The sequence below is a fragment of the Lederbergia lenta NBRC 16444 genome (assembly GCF_001591545.1).
GTDB classification, from domain to species: domain Bacteria; phylum Bacillota; class Bacilli; order Bacillales; family Bacillaceae_C; genus Lederbergia; species Lederbergia lenta.
This window is the reverse complement of sequence record NZ_BCVC01000002.1, coordinates 417,689-438,763: the sequence shown is the minus strand read 5'-3', so window position 1 is coordinate 438,763 and position 21,075 is coordinate 417,689. Positions and strand designations below refer to the sequence as shown.

Annotated in this window: 21 protein-coding genes and 1 riboswitch; of the genes, 4 read left to right on the top strand and 17 right to left on the bottom strand. The window is 38.2% G+C overall.

All coding sequences use genetic code 11. The annotated features are described in order from the left end of the window. Window positions 1-4 precede the first annotated feature (4 nt). The 17 genes from sufU to BLE01S_RS11940 form a co-directional block, all read right to left on the bottom strand. Entirely contained in the window at window positions 5-442 is a 438-nt protein-coding gene (sufU, locus tag BLE01S_RS12015; protein WP_066142108.1) for a Fe-S cluster assembly sulfur transfer protein SufU, read from the bottom strand. After that, window positions 432-1,661: a cysteine desulfurase gene (locus tag BLE01S_RS12010; protein WP_066142104.1), complete on the bottom strand. Its 1,230-nt coding sequence runs from the start codon at window positions 1,659-1,661 to the stop codon at window positions 432-434. The genes sufU and BLE01S_RS12010 overlap by 11 nt, the downstream gene beginning before the upstream one ends. Beyond that, on the bottom strand, window positions 1,661-2,971 hold the full coding sequence (gene sufD / locus BLE01S_RS12005; protein WP_066142101.1) for a Fe-S cluster assembly protein SufD: 1,311 nt from the start codon (window positions 2,969-2,971) through the stop codon (window positions 1,661-1,663). The genes BLE01S_RS12010 and sufD overlap by 1 nt, the downstream gene beginning before the upstream one ends. Before the next feature lie 17 nt (window positions 2,972-2,988). Beyond that, a complete protein-coding gene (sufC, locus tag BLE01S_RS12000) occupies window positions 2,989-3,774 on the bottom strand; it encodes a Fe-S cluster assembly ATPase SufC (protein ID WP_111703678.1) in 786 nt (261 codons plus the stop codon). Between the two features lie 209 nt (window positions 3,775-3,983). Next, window positions 3,984-4,124: a YuzK family famiily protein gene (locus BLE01S_RS21535; protein ID WP_501161675.1), complete on the bottom strand. Its 141-nt coding sequence runs from the start codon at window positions 4,122-4,124 to the stop codon at window positions 3,984-3,986. A 473-nt stretch (window positions 4,125-4,597) separates the two neighbouring features. Then, window positions 4,598-5,257: a methionine ABC transporter permease gene (locus tag BLE01S_RS11995; protein ID WP_066142097.1), complete on the bottom strand. Its 660-nt coding sequence runs from the start codon at window positions 5,255-5,257 to the stop codon at window positions 4,598-4,600. After that, window positions 5,247-6,287 carry a methionine ABC transporter ATP-binding protein gene (locus tag BLE01S_RS11990; RefSeq protein WP_066142094.1) on the bottom strand — a complete coding sequence of 347 codons (1,041 nt, stop codon included), beginning with the start codon at window positions 6,285-6,287 and terminating at the stop codon, window positions 5,247-5,249. Before BLE01S_RS11990 ends, BLE01S_RS11995 begins: the two co-directional genes overlap by 11 nt. A gap of 96 nt (window positions 6,288-6,383) precedes the next feature. Beyond that, the gene (locus tag BLE01S_RS11985; RefSeq protein WP_066142091.1) at window positions 6,384-7,235 is read right to left on the bottom strand and encodes a MetQ/NlpA family ABC transporter substrate-binding protein; all 852 of its coding nucleotides are present in this window, start codon (window positions 7,233-7,235) and stop codon (window positions 6,384-6,386) included. Window positions 7,236-7,289: 54 nt separating this feature from the next. Continuing rightward, window positions 7,290-8,438: an N-methyl-L-tryptophan oxidase gene (gene solA / locus BLE01S_RS11980; RefSeq protein ID WP_066142087.1), complete on the bottom strand. Its 1,149-nt coding sequence runs from the start codon at window positions 8,436-8,438 to the stop codon at window positions 7,290-7,292. A gap of 136 nt (window positions 8,439-8,574) precedes the next feature. Then, window positions 8,575-8,682: riboswitch (SAM riboswitch) on the bottom strand. A gap of 115 nt (window positions 8,683-8,797) precedes the next feature. Next, complete coding sequence (locus tag BLE01S_RS11975; protein WP_066142082.1) at window positions 8,798-9,112, bottom strand: thioredoxin family protein; 315 nt, start codon at window positions 9,110-9,112, stop codon at window positions 8,798-8,800. A 21-nt stretch (window positions 9,113-9,133) separates the two neighbouring features. Beyond that, a complete protein-coding gene (locus BLE01S_RS11970; RefSeq protein WP_066142079.1) occupies window positions 9,134-9,478 on the bottom strand; it encodes a toprim domain-containing protein in 345 nt (114 codons plus the stop codon). Window positions 9,479-9,680: 202 nt separating this feature from the next. Then, complete coding sequence (gene gcvH, locus BLE01S_RS11965; RefSeq protein ID WP_066142076.1) at window positions 9,681-10,064, bottom strand: glycine cleavage system protein GcvH; 384 nt, start codon at window positions 10,062-10,064, stop codon at window positions 9,681-9,683. 89 nt (window positions 10,065-10,153) lie between these two features. Then, complete coding sequence (locus BLE01S_RS11960) at window positions 10,154-10,513, bottom strand: arsenate reductase family protein (protein ID WP_066142073.1); 360 nt, start codon at window positions 10,511-10,513, stop codon at window positions 10,154-10,156. Between the two features lie 175 nt (window positions 10,514-10,688). Next, window positions 10,689-12,473 (bottom strand): acyl-CoA dehydrogenase FadE, encoded by a 1,785-nt coding sequence (locus BLE01S_RS11955; RefSeq protein ID WP_066142069.1) that lies wholly within the window; start codon window positions 12,471-12,473, stop codon window positions 10,689-10,691. 13 nt (window positions 12,474-12,486) lie between these two features. Further along, the gene (locus BLE01S_RS11950) at window positions 12,487-13,665 is read right to left on the bottom strand and encodes an acetyl-CoA C-acetyltransferase (RefSeq protein ID WP_066142067.1); all 1,179 of its coding nucleotides are present in this window, start codon (window positions 13,663-13,665) and stop codon (window positions 12,487-12,489) included. A 30-nt stretch (window positions 13,666-13,695) separates the two neighbouring features. Beyond that, window positions 13,696-16,080: a 3-hydroxyacyl-CoA dehydrogenase/enoyl-CoA hydratase family protein gene (locus BLE01S_RS11945; RefSeq protein ID WP_082788712.1), complete on the bottom strand. Its 2,385-nt coding sequence runs from the start codon at window positions 16,078-16,080 to the stop codon at window positions 13,696-13,698. A gap of 134 nt (window positions 16,081-16,214) precedes the next feature. After that, window positions 16,215-17,135 (bottom strand): proline dehydrogenase family protein, encoded by a 921-nt coding sequence (locus BLE01S_RS11940; protein WP_066142064.1) that lies wholly within the window; start codon window positions 17,133-17,135, stop codon window positions 16,215-16,217. Window positions 17,136-17,452: 317 nt separating this feature from the next. On the opposite strand from BLE01S_RS11940, the gene BLE01S_RS11935 reads away from it, so the two are divergent. The 4 genes from BLE01S_RS11935 to BLE01S_RS11920 all read left to right on the top strand — a co-directional run bounded on the left by BLE01S_RS11935 (window position 17,453) and on the right by BLE01S_RS11920 (window position 20,954). Then, entirely contained in the window at window positions 17,453-17,722 is a 270-nt protein-coding gene (locus BLE01S_RS11935; RefSeq protein WP_066142062.1) for a hypothetical protein, read from the top strand. 16 nt (window positions 17,723-17,738) lie between these two features. Next, the gene (locus BLE01S_RS11930; protein WP_066142060.1) at window positions 17,739-18,071 is read left to right on the top strand and encodes a spore coat protein; all 333 of its coding nucleotides are present in this window, start codon (window positions 17,739-17,741) and stop codon (window positions 18,069-18,071) included. Between the two features lie 130 nt (window positions 18,072-18,201). After that, window positions 18,202-19,614 carry a glycolate oxidase subunit GlcD gene (glcD, locus tag BLE01S_RS11925; protein WP_066142057.1) on the top strand — a complete coding sequence of 471 codons (1,413 nt, stop codon included), beginning with the start codon at window positions 18,202-18,204 and terminating at the stop codon, window positions 19,612-19,614. Then, a complete protein-coding gene (locus tag BLE01S_RS11920; protein WP_066142054.1) occupies window positions 19,611-20,954 on the top strand; it encodes a (Fe-S)-binding protein in 1,344 nt (447 codons plus the stop codon). The genes glcD and BLE01S_RS11920 overlap by 4 nt, the downstream gene beginning before the upstream one ends. Window positions 20,955-21,075 lie beyond the last annotated feature (121 nt).

The following is a 21,075-nucleotide window of genomic DNA, read 5'->3' as shown; positions in this document are numbered from 1 at the left end:
TCAATTATTGTTGTTCATTCAAACCCTTTTCCATCGCTTTCCATGCAAGTGTTGCACATTTTATGCGAGCTGGAAATTTTGAAACACCTTGGAGTGCTTCAATATCTCCGAGATCCATGTCTTCGTCTTCAAAGTCTTTACCTTGAATCATATCGGAAAAAACATGTGATAGTTTTAAGGCTTTATCCATATCTTGACCAATGATTGTTTGTGTCATCATCGATGCAGAAGCCATGGATATAGAACAACCTTCACCATCAAATTTTGCATCCGTTACCTTTCCATCCTCGACCTTCATCGTCAGATGGATCCGGTCTCCACATGTCGGGTTATTCATATCGACTATCAAGCTGCCGTCTTCTAAGCTGCCTTTGTTGCGCGGGTTTTTATAATGATCCATAATCACTTGTCGGTAGAGGTTATCTAGGTTATTAAAAGACATTCGTGAAATACTCCTTTGTTTTAACAAGCCCATCTACAAGCCTGTCAATGTCTTGTTCCGTATTATATAAATAAAAGCTTGCCCTTGCTGTTGCAGAAACATCCAACCATTTCATGAGCGGTTGTGCACAATGGTGACCAGCGCGCACAGCAATCCCTTCAGCATCAAGCACAGTCGCCAGATCGTGAGGATGGACCTCTTCAAGGTTAAATGTAACGACGCCAGCACGCTGATCTGCTGATTGTGGACCATAAATAGTCAAGCCTTCAATAGAGGACATCTTCTCCATGGCATAGGCAGTAAGCTTATGTTCATATTCTAAAATATGCTCGGGACCAATTTCACTTATAAAATCTATAGCTGCCCCAAGTCCAATCGCACCTGCAATGATCGGTGTACCAGCTTCAAATTTCCAAGGAAGCTCTTTCCATGTCGATTCTTGCAAGCCAACAAAATCGATCATTTCTCCACCAAACTCAATTGGTTCCATATTTTCAAGAAGCTCTTTCTTTCCATATAGGACGCCAATTCCTGTAGGTCCGCACATTTTATGGGCAGAGAAGGCGAAGAAATCACAATCAAGCTCACGTACATCAATTTTCATATGCGGGGCACTTTGAGCGCCATCTACAACCATGATCGCTCCATGTTCATGAGCGATAGCTGCTATTTCTTTTATTGGATTGATAACCCCAAGTACATTCGAAACTTGCATGATCGAAACAATTTTCGTTTTAGAGGTAATTGTTTCACGAGCATCTTCCAATGAGATTGTGCCATCAGCTTGTAGAGGTACATATTTTAGCAAAGCACCTGTTTGCCTAGCTATTTGCTGCCAAGGAATAATATTACTATGATGCTCCATGTAGGAAATAACAATTTCATCGCCTTCACGAAGATTTGCACGACCGTAACTAGCAGCAACAGTGTTTAAAGCTGTTGTCGTTCCACGTGTGAAGATCACTTCTTGTACTGAAGTTGCATTAATAAACTTCCGGACCTTTTCACGTGCTCCTTCATACTTATCAGTGGCCCTTGTACCAAGTGTATGGACACCTCGATGCACATTGGAGTTGTACTCCCTGTAATATGCATCGATTGCTTCGATTACCTGCACAGGCTTTTGTGAGGTCGCAGCACTGTCCAAATAAACGAGCGGATGCCCATTTACTTCTTGGTCAAGAATAGGAAACATTTTGCGGACCTCGGTCACATTCATTATCGAACTTTCCTTTCGATAATATCCACTAACTGACGTTTAACTGCTTCGATAGGTAATTTTTCTACAACAGGCGCAAGGAAACCATGAATAACTAGGCGTTCTGCCTCTGCTTGTGTAATTCCACGACTCATTAGATAGTAAAGTTGTAGTGGATCTACACGTCCAACAGATGCAGCGTGACCTGCCATTACATCATCCTCGTCAATAAGGAGAATTGGGTTTGCATCCCCACGAGCTTTTTCACTAAGCATTAACACTCTTGACTCTTGCTCTGCATTTGCCCCAGAGGCTCCTTTTTCAATCTTACCAATTCCATTAAAAATGGAAGAAGCTTGATCTTTCATTACACCATGCTTAAGTATAAAACCTTCCGTGTTTTTACCGAAGTGAACAATGCTTGTTGTGAAGTTTTGCGTTTGCTTGCCTCTCCCAACAACGACTGTTTTAGCATCACTATCTGAACCGTCTCCGATAAGGTTTGTAACATTTTCAGAAATCGTATCCCCGTCATTCATCATACCTAATGCCCAGTCAATACGAGCATCGCGGCCAGTGATTCCTCGGCGATTCACATATACAGTCGATCCTTTTGCAAGTGTATCAACCGCTCCATAAGTGATTTTTGCGTTATTCTTAGCAATCACTTCAGACACAATATTAACAATGCCACTTACTTCGTCTTCTGTAGAAATATAGTTTTCTACAAATGTAACAGAACTATTATCATCAGCTACAACAATCACATGATTAAACGTTGCTGCTTCTTTATCGTCTAAAATGTAAACTGCTTGAATGGGTTTCTTCACTTCTACATTTTTAGGCACGTATAAAAAGACACCGCCATTAATCAAAGCCGCATGATAAGCAGTTAGTTTATGTTCGTCTACTTTTACAGCATCAGTCATAAAGTATTTTTGAACTAATTCACTATGCTCTTTAGATGCCGTAATGATATCTGTAAAAATCACACCTTGCTGCTTTAATTCATCAGATAATGACAAATATGCAGTAGTTTGATTATGTTGAATGAACAGATTTTGATTTTCTTCTTCTATATTAACAGCCGCTTTTGCCGCTTCTGGTAAGTCTTTAAGTGATTGGAACACAGAGCCTTGAGCTTGATGTTTGGTGAACTCTGTAAAATTCCACTTTGTAATTCTAGTTTTATCTGGTTTGGGCATGGATAGCCCATCCATTTTAGCTAGAGCTTGTACTCTAAGCTCTGTAAGCCAGCTAGGTTCGCTTTTTTCTGATGAAAAAGAGCGGACGTACTCCTGATCTATTGTCATTTTCGTATCAATTGTCATTTCCATCCTCCTAACTCTTATGCTTCTTGGCCGACTGTTTCGTCTTCAATGCCAAGTTCTGTTTTAATCCAATCATATCCTTCAGCTTCTAGACGTTGTGCCAATTCCGGTCCGCCGGATTTAACAACACGTCCTTGCATCATGACATGTACATGGTCAGGAGTGATGTAATTGAGTAGGCGTTGGTAGTGAGTAATAATCAAGCAACCAAAATCGTTTGAACGCATTTCATTAATCCCTTTAGAAACAACTTTCAATGCGTCAATATCAAGACCAGAGTCTATTTCGTCTAGAATTGCAATTTTAGGCTCTAGCATTAATAGCTGTAGAATTTCATTACGTTTCTTTTCTCCACCCGAGAATCCTTCATTTAAATAACGCTGTGCCATGTCCGGATCCATTTCGAGTAATTCCATTTTACTATCCATTTCGCGGATAAATTTCATTAGGGAAATTTCTTGTCCTTCTTCACGGCGAGCATTGATTGATGAGCGTAAGAACTCAGCATTTGTTACACCCGTAATTTCGCTCGGATATTGCATAGCAAGGAATAGGCCTGCGCGAGCACGTTCGTCTACATCCATTTCCAATACGTCTTCACCGTCTAAAGTGATCGTACCTTGGGTTACTTCATATTTGGGATGCCCCATAATTGCAGCAGATAAAGTAGATTTACCTGTTCCGTTTGGTCCCATTACTGCGTGAATTTCTCCACCTTTTATTTCAAGGTTCACACCTTTTAATATCTCTTTTCCTTCGATCTCTACATGTAGATCTTTGATAGTTAATGTTGAAGCCATGATCATACCTCCGTATATAGAAAGTGATTTTCTTATTTTGATGAGTTCATTCTCAATTTATTCTCACTATTATCTTATACCATATTAAAATTATTATCAACTAGGAATGAAATGAATGAGGGACAATCCTAGACAATATTCTTTAAAAAGAGCAAAAGGCCTAGAGCTTATTACTCCGGCCTTTTGCTGTTCATCCCTATATTAATTAATTATCATGAATGGATTTTTCTTTCAATGTCAGATACGAGCCGTTGGCATTCTTGATGTTCCTGCTCTCGTTTTTGTTCGACTTTCATTCTCAATCCGTGCTTTTGCTTATAAGTTTCATAACCTAGCCCATGCGCTCCTTGCATAGCTTTTTCCATTCCACTTGTATATTGCAACTGCAGGGTATTAATAAAAAACCAATCCTTTCATTTTTGGAGACGTTAACGTCACCATTTTTGAAGCAATAATTTCTACATTCCCTATTATATACTACGAAAACATTTTTATAAATAAAAAAATGATGGAAAAACGCTCGTAAATAGCGTCCAGTATGCGTTGGTTAACATTTACATGCAAAATCAACTATTTTGGAATTTGTATCTTAAGAACTACATCTTAAATATAATACTATAATTCTAATGTCACCAAAAAGTTTCGAGCTAGCGCTTAGAATTTCAGATTGAATGCAAAAGGTGAATATGTAATTTCATATCTTATCGGGTTGGAGGAGCTTACTCTGTCCAATGAAAAATAAAAAGACTGTAGACAGCCCGCTTTTTACGCGTTTGAACTGTCTACAGTCAAAGTTCCGAGCAACTGCCCTTAACTTCCCACTACATTAGCTTCTTCTAATCTTTTTGGCGATCATATTACCAATTGATTGAACTAATTGAACCATAATAATCAGTGTAATAACCGTAACAACCATGATCTCAGTCTTAAATTGGTTATAACCATATGTAATGGCTAAATCGCCAATTCCACCACCACCAACTGCACCAGCCATTGCTGAAGCACCAATTAATCCAATTGTAGCGATTGTTAAGGCGAGTACAATAGAACTTAGCGCTTCTGGTAGTAAAAATCTCCAAATCGTTTGCCAAGGTGTAGCACCCATCGCTTGTGCTAATTCAATTGTTCCATTATCTACTTCAAGAAGGGAATTCTCAATTAAACGTGCTATATAGAAGGCGGTATATAAGACAAGGGGAACTATCGCGGCTGTCGTTCCAATCGACGTCCCAACAACGAATCGAGTAAACGGGATAATAGCAACGATAAGGATAATAAAAGGCACAGAGCGAAATATATTAATAATTACGCTTAAAATATTAAATACAATTTTATTTTCTAGAAGTCCGCCTTCTCTCGTGATAACTAGTATCACACCGATCGGCAATCCAATAATGACAGATATAATTAGGCCAACAAATACCATATAGAATGTTTCGTTTATTGCCGTAAAGAACTCGGGCCAGAACCAAGGTTCAAATTTCATCTTGAGTCAGCTCCTTTACAATTGCATCATGATTTATCATATATTGAACAGCTCGATTAATTTCTTCTTTTTCTCCCTTGATATTAACAATCAAATTTCCAAAAGGGATTCCTTGTAATTCTGTAAGCATTCCATGAAAAACGTTTAGATCAACAGAAAAGTTTTTGGCAGTATCGGATAAAAGCGGGGTACTCGTTGAGCTTCCTTTAAAAATAATCCGATATGCTTTACCAGAATCACTTTGTTCATTTTCAATAATCAACTTTTTAATAGAATTAGGAGTCTCGTCATTTAAAATCGTACGTACAAAACTTCTGGCGATTTCTGTTTTCGGTTCAGTAAAAACATCAATGACTGTCCCTTGTTCTACAATTTTACCGCCTTCAATCACGGCGACTTTATCACATATATCCCTAATTACATTCATTTCATGTGTAATCATTAGAATGGTCACATTGAATTCAGCTCTTACCTTACGTAATAAATCTAAAACCGCCTCCGTTGTACTTGGGTCAAGTGCCGAAGTCGCTTCATCACATAAAAGGATATCTGGATCTGTCGCTAATGCTCTAGCGATACCTACTCTTTGCTTTTGACCGCCCGAAAGTTGTTCAGGATAATGAGACATCCGATCTTCTAAACCGACAAAGGACAATAACTCCTCTACTTTTTCTTGTATATACTTTTTAGATTTCCCTTCTAATATTAGCGGCATCGCTACATTTTGAAAGATTGTTTTCGAATGCAATAAATTATATTGCTGAAAAATCATGCCTATTTTCTTTCTTTGTTCTCTCAATTTATTTGGCGGAAGAGACAATAAGTCTACACCATTGATTATTACCTTTCCGGAAGTTGGACGTTCCAATAAATTGACACATCTAATTAATGTACTTTTCCCCGCCCCACTAAAGCCGACGACACCAAATATCTCACCTTTATCCACCGAAAGATTGATACCTTTTAATGCTTCTACTTTCTTCTCTTTGTTTTTTCCGTATACCTTATGTACATCATCTAATAAAAGCATGTATTTATCTCCTTACACATTTATGAATTAGCAAATACAAACATTATTAGCCTGTTTTACTTAAGAAAACAGGCTAAAGTAGTAAAGGATCTTGGCTTAGTTTTGTTTGTAATCTTCTAAATAAGAAATCGGTTCTCTCACCGGAACTGCTGCCCCTTTAAATTCTTCTTCAATAAATTCTTTCACTTTATCTGTATGATAAATTTCTACGATTTCTTTTAGTGTCTCATCATCTTTACGTTTTGTTTGTGCTGCAATAATATTAACATAAGCCTTATTACTTGAGTCTTCTCTAAAAATAGACCCATTAGTAGGATTTAAACCTGCTTTAATTGCCATATCAGAATTAATTACAGCAACAGGAGCATCATCAAGACCACGTGCTGCTTGTCCAGCATCTACAGGAGTGATTTCAAGATTTTTAGGATTGTCTACGATATTCTCTACCCCACCTGTACCGTCAAATCCTTCTTTCAATGTAATTACTTCCGCTTTTTGCAACAGTAGCAGCGCTCTTCCCAAGTTAGTTGGGTCCTTTGGTATAATAACTTGGTCGCCATCTTTTAATTCACTTATATCATCAATTTCTTTTGAGTACGCACCCATTGGCCAAATAGAAGTAGTTCCAATCGCTGCTAAATCAAGCTTTCTGTCTTCTTTAAAGCTATCAAAATATACCACTGTTTGAAACGCATTAATATCAATTTCCCCTGCATCTAATGCAATATTTGGTTGAACATAATCATCAAACTTTACAATTTCAATGTTAATTCCTTTTTCTTCCGCAAGTTCTTTCACAAGATTCCATGTTGGTATTTCTGCTGAACCTACGCCAACTTTCACTACATCACTATTCGCCTTGTCCTTTGATCCACAAGCTGCTAGTACTAATATTAATCCTAATAAAATCAATGCAAATGTTTTACTCACATATTTTTTACTTTTCATCGTTAAATCCCCCATTTGATTTTTCTTTAGCTGATATCTATTTTTTTAAATCATTTATTGAAATCGATTCGGATCAAACATCTTAATATCTAATGAAGGAGTTTTATCAGTTGCAAGCTCTGCTGCAATTTCCCCCATAATCGGCGCAAACTTGAATCCATGCCCTGCCATTGGACCAAGTAGCGTTACATGTTGTAAACCAGGTGCTGGCCCAAGAACAAAATGTTCATCTGGCGTATTTGTATAAAAGCAAGTCTTGGCTTTTACAGGTTCTGGTATTAAATTCGGCAAATATTTTTTTACTTTTTCAGTAAGTGCTAGCAAATCAGATTCATGTATCTCACGATCTATATGATCAGGATGATCGGCCGTTACCCCACCATGATGAAAAGCAACCTTTACCGTTTCCCCATCCAATGATGGGAAGCCATAGAAACCTCTGCCTTTACTCACTCTTGAGAAAATTGGAAACTTATCTGGAGTGAATAATTCGGGATTTCTAGCTTTGTACCAAACCAATACTTGCCGTTCTAGCGAAACTGGTAAGTTTAACTGTGGAAGTAGTTTTGAAGTCCAACCACCAGAAGCAACAATTACCTTTTTCACTCTAAATTGTTTGTCACCACACATAATAGAGACACCATCATCATCTGGCTCAATTCTAGTTACCGGACTGTTAGTATAAACAGTACCTCCCAAATCCTCGCCACGTTTAACAGCTGTTTCAATTGCCAACTCGGGCTTTACAAAACCGGCCAGCTCTTCAAATACAGCAACTTGATTATCTTGAAAATTTATTTGCGGATATTCCTTCTTAGCCTCGGGTCCTTCATATACTTTATGAGGAAGTTGGTACTGCTGGACACTCTCTTGAACGGTAGTGATAAAATTATCATCCTTTGGCCCGAACATCGTCCCACCGGTTTCTACGTATAATTCAACACTAGTTTCCGCTTCTAATTTCCGCCAAAGTTCTCTAGCTGCTTGTAGTAGAGGAACATATGCTACACCCTCACCATATGCGGTACGAAAAATTCTCGTTTCCCCATGTCCTGCACCATTATCATGTCCAGGTCTAAAACGATCAAAACCTATTACACTTTTCCCCATGCTTGCAAGTTGCCAGAATGCAAAACTTCCCATAGAACCTAAGCCAATAACTGCAATATCCGCATCTACTGCATTCTCATGATATGTACTCATATTGAAAAGCTCCTCCGTAATTGTAATTGTCTGTATTTTACATACGTTAAAATATCTAAGAATAGTCTGCTTTTTCTTTATATAAAAATGCCCTCTGCGCAAATGAGCAGAAAGGCATATAAATAAACAAACCTTCCTCTCATCTATCAAAGCGATTAAGCTTCGTGTGAATTGGCACCATTTCACATCCGTGACGGTTGCCGGGCTTCGCAGGGCACATTCCCTCCACCTCTCTCGATAAGAGCAAAACGTTATTAAATTTGTAATCAGCTGTTCTATACATGTGATTTTACCATGCATAATTCTAATCGTCAATGACATTTTTTTCGTCTTTTCGACAAAATACCAGAAGATTGGCTTTAGTCATTTATATATTTCTGGATTAAGGTTAGTAAATCAGGCACCGATTTAAATGCATAAACTTTTTCATACACTTGCCCATCCTTTATAATTAATAGGCAAGGCACACTTTCAATAGAAAAATACTCAGCAAGCTTTGGAAAATAATTTAAGTCTGCTTTTCCAAATGGGATTTCATCTACCAGATGTTCTACAATACTAATCATTTTCCCAGCAACTTGACAGGTACCACAAAGCGGAGTGTAAAAATATAGAACAGTTACCCCTTCCTTTTTCAAAACTTCATTTATATCTTCTTTAGACCATTCTTTCATAATAAGCTAATCCATCCTCTTTTACAGGTATTTTACGTCTACATCTATGTTTGCCCTTAATAGCATTGTTGCCAAATGCTGGTAGGGTGTAGTAGCTACTTCTCTATACGTACGATCAATATAAAGATGATAGGCCATTGGAAACTCTCGTTTTAATTGTTTTCTAAGCTTATCTCCAGATATATCAGCATCCACTAAAATATATACATCTCTGTCTTCCAGCTCCTCAACTAGCTCGTCCAGTTTAGTTAAACTAATCGTTCCATTAGTGCAAATGATATCGATAGGCTCATTGATTATCCTAGCGACTCTTTTTTTATCGGATAAACCTTCAACAATTATTACTTTATTCGGTGCTGTATCCATTCCTTCAACTCCGATTATCATTTTTGGTAACTGAAGTCAGACATAAAAAAAAGCGGAAGGTGCTCGTTCAAGGGCGAGCTAATGTTGACTTATCACAGGAAGATTCCTTAAGTTTGCTAGTTTTTTAGCACCTGAGGCTTGGCAACCAGCTTGAAGAATTGAAAAAATGCACCTCAGCAATTGCCAAGGTGCGAATCTATTATTAGTCTTCGTTTGTCATGTCAGCATATTGTTCAGCCGTCATGAGACCATCAAACTCACTGCGATCAGAAGGTTCTACTACGATCATCCATGCTTTTTCGAAAGGGGATTCATTCACATACTCTGGATTGTCTTCTAGGTCTTCGTTTACCTCTACTACCTTACCAGTTATTGGTGCGTATAATTCAGATACAGTTTTTACAGACTCTACACTTCCAAATGGTTCATCAGCAGTTACTTCATCGCCTACTTCAGGAAGCTCAACAAATACGATATCTCCAAGCTCTGATTGTGCAAAGTCAGTAATACCAATACGTACTTTCTCTCCTTCTTCTTTGACCCACTCATGTTCGTCAGAATAACGAAGTTCTTTTGGTAAACTCATCCTAAAAACCCCTCCATAATATCTTCTATTGTTAATGTACATAAAGAATTTCACTAAATCAAGAAAAGCATTTTCAGATTGGAATATTTTTAACTAATCCATGTTCCCTCAAATTCCGATTCTTTAAAACCTACTGTCACTTTTTCCCCGTCGGTGACAATTGGACGCTTAATCAGCATGCCATCCGAAGCAAGTAATTCATATAGCTCTTCTTCTGTTGCGGTAGGTAGCTTATCTTTTAAGCCAAGTTCACGATACTTTTTACCACTTGTATTAAAGAATTTCTTTAATTCAAGGCTACTATTTTCGTGCATCTGCTTTATTTCATTACTCGTTGGAGTATTATTTACAATATGTATTTCCTTAAACTCAAAATGGTTTTCCTCCAACCACTTTTTCGCTTTGCGACACGTACTGCATGAAGGATATGAATAAAACATAAGTGACATATCATTACCGTCCTTTTCTAGTCATTCTCTCAATTCCCCATTATTATAACTCATTCTCATCAAGACTTCGTCTAAATTGATTCGAAATAAACGACTAAGTTTTCCTTTTATCATTTGTAAGGACAGCTCTAATGTTAAAAACCGAGCTATATTACTGCAGCCCGGTTCAAAATACTTAAACTATAAATTTCCCAGAAACAATTAATTGATCCGCGGCCTCTCGTTTCTTCGCAATTACATTGATCGGTGTATGACGCGTGAGTTTACGAAGTGCTGAATTCATCATCCGGAATGTGTCGCCTTCCTCAATCGCAGCAAGGCATTCTTTCGCATATTGCTCCACCTTTACGATGGAATCTTGACAGAAAATTTCTGTATATAATCGTTTTTGTTTATTTTTATCAACACCGTTGCGACCAATTGCTTTCTCCGTTCTTAATACTGTGGATTCCATTGCATAGGCAAGCGATACGATATCTGCAAGTTTCGCTAAAATTTCTTGTTCCTTTTCCAATTCTTGCCCATACTTTTGTGCTCCTAGCCCAGCAATCATAATCGCTACTTTCTTGGCACCTTTCACTAACTGCTTCTCTTGATCAAGTGGCTCACTTCCAGGTTCTTCAGGCATGAGCATCATTATTTCTTCTTGCAAGCTTTGTGCTTTTTGAAGTATAGGTAACTCACCTTTAAATGCCTTTTTTAGAAAAGTACCTGGGACGAGTAATCGATTGATTTCATTTGTACCTTCAAAAATCCGATTAATTCGCGAGTCTCGATACGCTCTTTCAATTTCGTATTCTTGCATATACCCATACCCACCATGGACTTGAACACCTTCGTCAACCACATGATCGAGAACTTCTGATGCGAACACTTTGTTTAAAGAACATTCAATTGCATACTCAGCAATCGAACGTGCAACCTCTCCCCCATTTTTCACTTGCTCCTCTGTTAACTGCCCCATTCGATCTTCAAATAAACCGACTGTTCTGTAAACAGAACTTTCTGCTGCATATAATTCAGAGCCAAGTGTACCGAATTTTTCTTTTGTCAAATTGAATTGGGATATTGGTGTTTTAAACTGTTTCCGCTGGTTTGCGTATTGCAAAGTTATTTCAAGCGCTCGTTTAGAACCGCCAACCGCTCCTACTCCAAGCTTATAACGGCCAATATTTAAAATATTAAATGCAATTCTATGCCCCTTTCCAGCTTCACCTAGCAAGTTCTCTGCTGGAACTTCTGCGTCTTCTAATATTAATGTTCGTGTGGATGAACTTTTAATACCCATTTTCTTTTCTTCTGGTCCTGTCGATACTCCAGGATATTCTCTTTCAACGATAAATGCAGAAAAATGTTCACCATCAATTTTCGCATATACAATGAATACATCCGCAAAAGCAGAGTTAGTAATCCACTGTTTTTCACCGTTCAAAATATAGTGGGTTCCGGCATCGTTCAACTTTGCATTTGTTTTTGCACCAAGCGCATCTGATCCAGACCCCGGCTCTGTTAAGGCATAAGCAGCTAGTAACTCGCCTGTTGCTAAAGAAGGCAGATACTTTTGTTTTTGTGCCTCATTACCAAATAAAACAATTGGTAGGGAACCGATTCCCACGTGTGCACCATGTGAGATTGAAAAACCACCGGCTTTCGCCAGTTTTTCGGAAATCAACGATGAGCTCACTTTATCAAGGGCCAATCCACCATATTCCTCAGGAACGTCTGCACCTAGTAGTCCAAGCTCTCCCGCTTGTTTTAATAATTTCACAGATCGATCGAACTCATGATTTTCGAGATGTTCCACTTCAGGCATTACTTCATTATTGACGAAGTCCTCTGTCGTTTTGGCGATCATTTTATGTTCATCTGTATAATCCTCAGGTGTAAATATTTGTTCCGCAACAATATCCTCAATTAAAAATGCTCCGCCCTTGATCAGCTTTTTCGTTTCATTTGCCATATTAATAGCCCCCTTAGGAAATTAATTCAAATACTCCCGCTGCACCCATTCCTCCACCAATACACATTGTGACTATTCCAAATTCAACATTTCGTCGTTTCATTTCATGTGCGAGAGTTAATGTTAATTTTGTTCCTGTACAACCAAGTGGATGACCCAATGCGATTGCACCGCCATTTACATTAACAATTTCTTCATTTAGACCAAGCTCTCTAATGACTTGAATTGATTGAGAAGCAAATGCTTCATTTAATTCAAATAAACCGATATCGTTAAGCTCAAGTCCAGCCATTTTTAGCGCTTTTGGTATGGCCTTAACGGGTCCAATACCCATTATTTCTGGCGGTACTCCTGCAACTGCAAATGAACGAAATTTCACGAGTGGCTTTAACCCAAGGGAATCTGCTTTTTCTCGATCCATTACCATAACCGCAGCTGCTCCATCACTCGTTTGTGAGGAATTTCCTGCAGTCACTGATCCCGTTACTGAAAAAGCTGGTCGTAATTTAGACAGTACCTCCATATTTGTATTAGGGCGAACGCCTTCATCTTTATCAAATTGAATCCTATGTTCTTTCACTTTATTATCCGATCCAACATATTTGTTGATCACATCTACTGAAACAATCTCCTCATCAAATTTTCCGTTGGCGATTGCTTTAGCAGCCTTCTGATGGCTCCTAACAGCAAATCTGTCTTGCTCTTCTCTCGATATGCCAAACTTTTCTGCCACTTCTTCTGCAGTGTGACCCATTCCCATATAATAGGCTGGCGAAGTTTCAGCCAGCTTGATATTTGGTCTCACTACATGCCCCATCATTGGAACTATACTCATTGATTCTGCTCCACCAGCAATAATCGTATTCGAAGCGCCGAGCATGATTCTCTCTGCAGCATAAGCAATAGACTGCAAGCCGGACGAGCAATAACGATTTATCGTAATTGCTGGTACAGTATCTGGTAACCCTGCCAATCCACCAATATTTCTCGCCATATTTAAACCTTGTTCCGCTTCAGGCATGGCACAACCAATAATTAGATCATCAATGTTTCCTTCGTAATTCCCCGCACGTTTTAGCGTTTCTTTTACCGCTAACGCTCCTAAGTCATCAGGTCTTGTATAAGCAAGCGTGCCTTTTTTCGCCCTACCAACTGGTGTCCTAGCACCAGTAACGATAACCGCCTCACGCATATAATCCCCCTCTTCCTCTTAAACTTTCAATCAGTTTCTAAGTGGTTTACCCTTTACGAGCATATGTTGCATACGTTGTTGCGATTTTGGCTCAGCCACAAGGCTTAAAAACGCTTCTCTTTCAAGATCTAGCAAATATTGTTCATCCACTTCTGTACCGAATGGTACCTTGCCACCAGCAATAACATATGCTATTTTCTTAGCTATTTTCATATCATGATCTGAAATATATCCTGATAGACGCATCGTTTCTGCACCAAGTAATAAAGTGGCATATCCGGTTTCTCCGGTGACTGGCACTTTTTTTCGTGAAGGTGGTTGATAGCCATTGTTATACATTCCAATTACCGCTTGTTTTGCATCATAAAGTAAATGATCTCCATTCACGCTAATACCATCATTTCTATTAAGAAATCCATTGTCATAGGCTTCATCTGCTGATGTAGACACCTTCGCCATTGCTATTGTTTCAAATACTTTATTGGCGACCTTTTGCAAATCAAACTCTATTCCTTTTGGCATTCCCTGCAATGTTTTAATATATAGCTCTTTGTTTCCGCCGCCACCTGGTATCAGGCCAACACCTGCTTCAACAAGTCCGATATATGTTTCCATTGATGCTTGGATATGTGCTGCCGGTAAACAAACTTCAGCGCCACCGCCAAGTGTCATCCCAAACGGCGCTACAACCACTGGCTTCTCACTATATTTTATTTTCATCATTGCCTGCTGGAATTGACGAATTACCATATCTACTTCAAAAATATCGTCATCTTGGGCGGCCATCAAAATCATCGCTAGGTTGGCTCCAACGCAGAAGTTTTTCCCTTGGTTTCCGATAACGAGTCCTTTATAATTTTTTTCCGTTTCTTCAATTGCATCATTAATCATTTGGATAATATCAAAACCAATTGCATTATTCGGTGAATGGAATTCGAGTAGAACAACGTCATCACCAATGTCTATTAAACTTGCACCTGTATTTTTTTTCAGCAACTTTTCTTGCTTTTTCAATAACTTTAAATCTATGACTTTCGGATTTACAGCTATCTCTTTATACTCTCCATTAGAATAAAATAATTTCGTCCCATCTTCCTCTTTATAAAATGATGTATTTCCTTGCTCTAACATTGCCTTTACCCAAACCGGAACCCTAATGCCGTCCTTCTCCATCTTTTGCACGGATTTCTCTACACCAATCGCATCCCAGATTTCAAAAGGACCGTACTTCCAACCAAACCCCCACTTCATCGCCTTATCTATCGAGATAATATCATCGGCAATATTACCTAGTAATTCTGCTGAAATGGCGAGGACTGGAGCGGTAATATTCCAAAGCAACTCTCCTGCCCGATCACCCAAATGTACAAGCGCTTTCATTTTATTTATTGTTCCTTTTGCCTGTTTAGCCATCTCCAGTCCAGGTGTTTTCAACTTTTTGCGCCCTTCATATTCCATCGTTTCTGGATTCAACTCAAGAATTTCTTTGCCCTTCTTCAGATAAAACCCTTGACCCGATTTGCTACCAAGCCAGCCCTTTTCCTGCATATTCCTCATAAATTCTGGAACGGCAAAAACTTGTTTTTCTTCACCCTCCACTTGATCATATACATTATTAGCAACATGAATAAATGTATCTAATCCAACAACATCCAATGTTCGAAACGTAGCGCTTTTTGGACGACCTATCAATGTGCCAGTGATTGAATCAATTTCACCAATGCTATAGCCTCCTTTTAACATTTCCCTAACCGTTATAAGTAAGCCATATGTTCCAATTCGATTGGCGATAAAATTCGGCGTGTCCTTCGCGATGACAACACCTTTTCCAAGTACATCTTCGCTGAATATTCGCATAAATCGGAGTACAGCTGGATCTGTTTTCTTCGTTGGAATAATTTCTAATAGTTTTAAGTATCTAGGGGGATTAAAGAAATGAGTGCCCATAAAATGCTTTTGAAAATCATCTGAACGTCCATCAGACATTGACTCAACGGAAATTCCCGATGTATTCGAGCTGACAATGCTCCCTGCTTTTCGATAATGATCAACTTGTTCAAATACTTTCTTTTTTACCTCTAGATTTTCAACAACTACTTCAATGATCCAATCTATTTCTGATAATTTTTGTAAATCATCATCAAGATTTCCAGCAGTAATTAATGCTACATTTTCTTTGTTCGTAAGCGGGGCTGGTTTTTGTTTTATTAATTTTTCTAATGCATTATTAGCAAGTCTATCCCTTACCTTTTTATCTTCGAGCGTTAGACCATTAACTGTTTCTTCTGCCGTTGGCTCCTTTGGCACGACATCTAAAAGTAGCGTTGGAATACCAATATTAGCGAGATGGGCTGCAATTCCAGAACCCATTACTCCAGAGCCAAGGACAGCTGCTTTTTTAATGCTGTAAGACACATTATATTCCCCCTTCACTTTTCTTGAATGAACACTCACTCATTTTTAATTAAAAAAATATAAGTAAATGTATGATTATTATTAATATATCGGATTTCACCTTAGCTTGCAATCAAAATATACAATAGATTATGTTATTTTTTAGTAAAAATGCCTTTCAACACAAACATGACATTAGCTGGTCGTTCCGCAAGTCTGCGCATAAAATATCCGTACCAATCTGTACCATATGGTATATATACTCGCATTTTATAACCTTGCTCCACTAATTCTATTTGTTGTTCAGGTCTTATACCATACAACATTTGAAATTCAAACTGCTCTTTTGGAATCGCCTTATTCTTTACAAACTTTTTCACAAAATCAATAATCATGTCATCATGTGTAGCGATCGCTGTGTAATGACCATTTAATAGATGGATTTTAATGATCTCCTTAAAATTATTATCTACATCCTCTTTTTCCGGGAAAGCTACTTTAGACGATTCCTTATAAGCCCCTTTAACTAAACGTAGATTCGGGGAATATTCCTCCAAATCAACCATATCTGCTTTTGTACGATATAAATATGCTTGAATTACGGTCCCGACATTTTCATATTTCATTTTTAAATGTTTGAACATGTCTAATGTTTTTTGACAACGTGTGAAATCTTCCATATCGATCGTAATGAATACATGATTCTCTTCTGCCGTATTCATGATTTTCTGCATATTTTCCAAAACAAGTTCATCTGAGAGATCTAATCCCATTGAAGTGAGTTTCAAAGATACTTGAGAGTTAAGACCATATTGCGCAATGGCTTTAATCGCCTCAATAGCATTTTTAACCATTATATTTGCTTCTGTTTCATTATCGACAAATTCACCTAAGTAATCAATTGTAACAGCAAGACCTTTATCATTCATTTCTTTGATCACTTGAATTGCTTGTTCAAGGGTATCTCCTGCCACAAATCTTGCAGCCCCAAACTTAAGACCGTATTTTTTTGCTGCCTTCGTAAGTGTTTTATTTTTCGATAAAAATAAAAAGAAATTGCGCATTGCTTTTTCCACGGAGATCCACTCCTCTCTTCTACAAAGCTACAAATAATCCCTCTTATTAAATATAGCATCTCGCCTTCAATTTTAGTATAAATTCGTATACACCTGGCATGATAAGACGTGAATAGAGCAAAAGCGCAAGTGTCTTGATCATCGATGTAACAGAGTGTGCGAAAGGAAACCTTAATGATGACAAATCGTTTTTTACTTATCAATTGTAAGGAATCCCAAAATCTGCTAATCAATAGGCACAGGAGCTGAAGGTCAACACTATTCGTAAAAACTTTTAAATAACAATATTTAACTTCCAAAATAAAGGAGGAAATAATTTGCAAAATCAACAAATGAATCAGCAAAATCAACAAAATGTCATGCAGCAACCACCCCATATTATCACGACAAAAGACTTTGCCTATATTAATGATATGCTCGCGTGGAATTTATTGGCAATGAAAAAGGCTCATTTCGCTGCAAGTCAATGTCAAGATCAGCAAATTAAGGCGTTAATTAATTCCTGTGGACAAATGCATCAACAACATTATGAAAAATTACTTGGACATTTACAAGAAAAGCAACAATCAAATACATTTATCCAATGACAAAGGAGGCTTATCGATGCCAAACCAAAAAATTCAAAATCCTTCGATGCAAGTTCCCAAAACACCGCAAATGAATGAACGTGATTTTCTAAATGATATGCTATCAACCGAAAAATATATGACAAATGCCTATACTATAGCTTTACACGAAGCTAGCCACCAGCATCTTTACGATGATATACTTACTATTTTTAATGAAACACAACAGAAACAACGAGATCTATTCGTCTCCATGTTCCAAAAAGGTTGGTATAAATTAGAAGCAGAGGATCAACAAAAAATTCAACAATCTTACCAACAACACGCTGGATACTCTAACCAATTTCCATACAACGGAACAATGCAATAATTGAACCAGTGCCAGGCACCGAAACAATTCTGAATTGTTTTGGTGCCTGGCACTTTGCACTCTCTCCCCTTGCGTAAAAGCCCTTACATTTCTATAATTAAATATAGTTATAGAAATGAGGGAAAAAATAATGCTTTCAACGCAGATTTCAGAAAAACTTATCTCTATTGTCGGCAAGGAGAATTTTGATGATTCTCAAGTTGGCAGATTAGTATATTCATATGATGCATCTCCACAGTACCAATCCATGCCTGATGCTGTTGTTTCTCCCCGAAACACAGAGGAGGTTTCAAAGATATTACGTTTTTGCAATAAAAATAAGGTTCCTATTGTTCCAAGAGGATCTGGGACAAACCTATGTGCTGGGACGACTCCAACCGAAGGTGGAATTGTTTTATTGTTTAAACATATGAACCAAATTCTTGAAATTGACGAAGATAACTTAACAGTTACAGTTCAACCAGGGACTATTACCATTGATCTAATTAAAGCTGTCGAAGCAAAAGGGTTATTTTACCCACCAGATCCAAGCTCCATGAGTATCTCAACCATTGGTGGAAATTTAAATGAAAATTCCGGTGGATTACGTGGCCTTAAATACGGTGTTACCCGGGATTATGTTTTGGCCATTGAAGCAGTCCTCCCTAATGGAGATATTATTCGTACTGGTGGTAAATTGGCTAAAGATGTTGCCGGGTATGATCTTACTCGTTTGTTCGTGGGATCTGAAGGGACGCTCGGTATTATTACAGAAGCTACATTAAAACTTATCCCTATGCCGGAAACGAAGAAAACATTACTTGCTCTTTATCAAAACCTTGATGCTGCCGCTCGTTCTGTTTCTAAAATAATATCAAATAAAATTATTCCCGCGACACTTGAATTTTTAGATCAGCCAACACTTGAAGCTGTTGAGGATTTTGCGAAGATTGGGCTGCCAACGAATGTGAAGGCGGTTTTATTAATTGAGCAAGATGGTCCTCCCGAAGTTGTTGAACGCGATATGGAAATGATTGCAGCGATTTGTCGAGAAGAAGATGCTGAATCAGTTGAGATTGCTAAAGATGAGAAAACAGCAGAATTATTAAGTGCTGCACGGCGTTCTGCACTGTCGGCCTTGGCAAGACTTAAACCAACAACAATTCTAGAAGACGCGACTGTTCCGCGATCTGAAATAGCAAAAATGGTTAATGCGATAGAAAAAATCGCAGAGAAATATGATGTGAAAATTTGTACATTTGGGCACGCTGGAGATGGAAATTTACATCCTACATGTCCCACTGATATACGTGATCAAGAAGAAATGGAACGTGTGGAAAAAGCATTTGAAGAAATTTTTGCTGTTGCAATTGATCTAGGTGGAACAATTACAGGTGAACACGGTGTTGGGCTTGTCAAGGCACCTTATTTAGAATGGAAGCTTGGACCGGAAGGTATTGCAGCGATGCATTCGATTAAGCATGCATTTGATCCAAATAATATTATGAATCCAGGGAAAATGTTTGCAAAAGAAAGTAGAAAAAGAGTGGTGGTAGCAAGATGATCGCAACAGAAGAAAGTAAAAAAATTCAACAACAATTTGCAGAAAAGATGGATATGGACGAGCTTCTAAACTGCATGCGCTGTGGATTTTGTCTACCTGCTTGCCCTACATATATCGAAACAAATTTTCAAGAAAAACACTCGCCTCGAGGTCGAATTGCGTTAATGAAAGCAGTGGCAGATGGCATGATTGAATTTGATGATGATGTGGAAGAATCACTTGATCTTTGTCTTGGATGTAGGGCATGCGAACCAGCTTGCCCTGCCGGTGTAAATTACGGCATGCTTTTAGAGGATGCTCGAGATATTATTTCTCAAAACAAAAAACATAGCGTTTCTGTAAAAGCTGTACGAAACACGGTGTTTGAGGGACTATTTCCACATCAAAATAGAATGGTAAACCTCACCGGGTTGCTCGGTTTTTACCAACGTTCGGGTTTACAAAAAACGGTTCGAAAAATTGGATTTATGAAGCTATTCCCTGAAAACCTCGCACAAATGGAACGTGTATTGCCGGAAGTCCCAAAAAAGAACGAGATGAAGGAGCGACCAGATTTTTTACAAGCAAATACAGTAAAAACGAAAACTGTCGCATTTTTTTCTGGCTGTCTTATGGATACAATGTTCATGAAAACGAATGATGCAACATTAGAGTTGCTACAAATGGCTGGATGCGATGTCGTTATACCTAAAAGTCAAGGTTGTTGCGGAGCATTGCATGGACATAGTGGAGAAAAAGCGAAAGCAATCGAGCTGGCTAAAAAGAATATTGCCGCATTTGAAGATACAAACGCAGACTATATTGTAACAAATGCTGGTGGATGTGGCGGATTTCTTATTGGCTATGACCATTTATTAGCTGACGATTTTGAATGGAACGAACGCGCGAAGGTATTTACCCAGAAGCTAAGAGATATTTCACAAATTCTGTATGAATTGGACTTTCATCGTGAATATTCATTGTGTTTACCTGGTGCTATATTCACCTATCAAGATTCGTGCCACTTGCGAAATGTGATGCACACTGCTGCCGCCCCTCGCCAATTACTTAATGCCATTACTAATGCCGAATTCCGCGAAATGCCTGAAGCGGATCGTTGTTGTGGATCTGCTGGTATATACAATATTGTTGAACCAGAAATGTCGATGCAAATCTTGGACCACAAAATGGAACACGTAGAATCTGTCCAACCTGGAATAATAGTGACAGCCAATCCTGGTTGCCTCTTACAAATGAAACTCGGAATTGAGCGTGCTGGATTGCAAGGAAAAGTAGAAGCATTTCATATTGCTGATGTATTACTAAAAGCTGCAAAATCAGAAATTAACCCGAAGAGATAATACTCTTTGGGTCTTTTGCATTTGTTAGGGTTTGTTAGTTTGTTTGAGTGCCAGGCACTCAAACAATTTTAGGCACTTGTTCACCTTTAATGTTAATTAGGCTTTACATTTTGTTAATTCC

Bases quoted from the DNA above. Each gene is read 5' to 3' on its own strand.
- BLE01S_RS21535 (WP_501161675.1), bottom strand. From the start codon at position 4,124: ATGCAAGGAGCGCATGGGCTAGGTTATGAAACTTATAAGCAAAAGCAC.
- solA (WP_066142087.1), bottom strand. From the start codon at position 8,438: ATGAGTACATATCATGAGAATGCAGTAGATGCGGATATTGCAGTTATT.
- BLE01S_RS11985 (WP_066142091.1), bottom strand. From the start codon at position 7,235: ATGAAAAGTAAAAAATATGTGAGTAAAACATTTGCATTGATTTTATTA.
- BLE01S_RS11970 (WP_066142079.1), bottom strand. From the start codon at position 9,478: ATGGATACAGCACCGAATAAAGTAATAATTGTTGAAGGTTTATCCGAT.
- BLE01S_RS11990 (WP_066142094.1), bottom strand. From the start codon at position 6,287: ATGCTTTTATTAGATGATGTACATAAGGTATACGGAAAAAACAAAGAG.
- BLE01S_RS11975 (WP_066142082.1), bottom strand. From the start codon at position 9,112: ATGAAAGAATGGTCTAAAGAAGATATAAATGAAGTTTTGAAAAAGGAA.
- glcD (WP_066142057.1), top strand. From the start codon at position 18,202: ATGCTTTCAACGCAGATTTCAGAAAAACTTATCTCTATTGTCGGCAAG.
- BLE01S_RS11920 (WP_066142054.1), top strand. From the start codon at position 19,611: ATGATCGCAACAGAAGAAAGTAAAAAAATTCAACAACAATTTGCAGAA.
- sufD (WP_066142101.1), bottom strand. From the start codon at position 2,971: ATGACAATTGATACGAAAATGACAATAGATCAGGAGTACGTCCGCTCT.
- BLE01S_RS12010 (WP_066142104.1), bottom strand. From the start codon at position 1,661: ATGAATGTGACCGAGGTCCGCAAAATGTTTCCTATTCTTGACCAAGAA.
- BLE01S_RS11960 (WP_066142073.1), bottom strand. From the start codon at position 10,513: ATGTCACTTATGTTTTATTCATATCCTTCATGCAGTACGTGTCGCAAA.
- BLE01S_RS11930 (WP_066142060.1), top strand. From the start codon at position 17,739: ATGCCAAACCAAAAAATTCAAAATCCTTCGATGCAAGTTCCCAAAACA.
- BLE01S_RS11995 (WP_066142097.1), bottom strand. From the start codon at position 5,257: ATGAAATTTGAACCTTGGTTCTGGCCCGAGTTCTTTACGGCAATAAAC.
- sufU (WP_066142108.1), bottom strand. From the start codon at position 442: ATGTCTTTTAATAACCTAGATAACCTCTACCGACAAGTGATTATGGAT.
- gcvH (WP_066142076.1), bottom strand. From the start codon at position 10,064: ATGAGTTTACCAAAAGAACTTCGTTATTCTGACGAACATGAGTGGGTC.
- BLE01S_RS11950 (WP_066142067.1), bottom strand. From the start codon at position 13,665: ATGCGTGAGGCGGTTATCGTTACTGGTGCTAGGACACCAGTTGGTAGG.
- BLE01S_RS11955 (WP_066142069.1), bottom strand. From the start codon at position 12,473: ATGGCAAATGAAACGAAAAAGCTGATCAAGGGCGGAGCATTTTTAATT.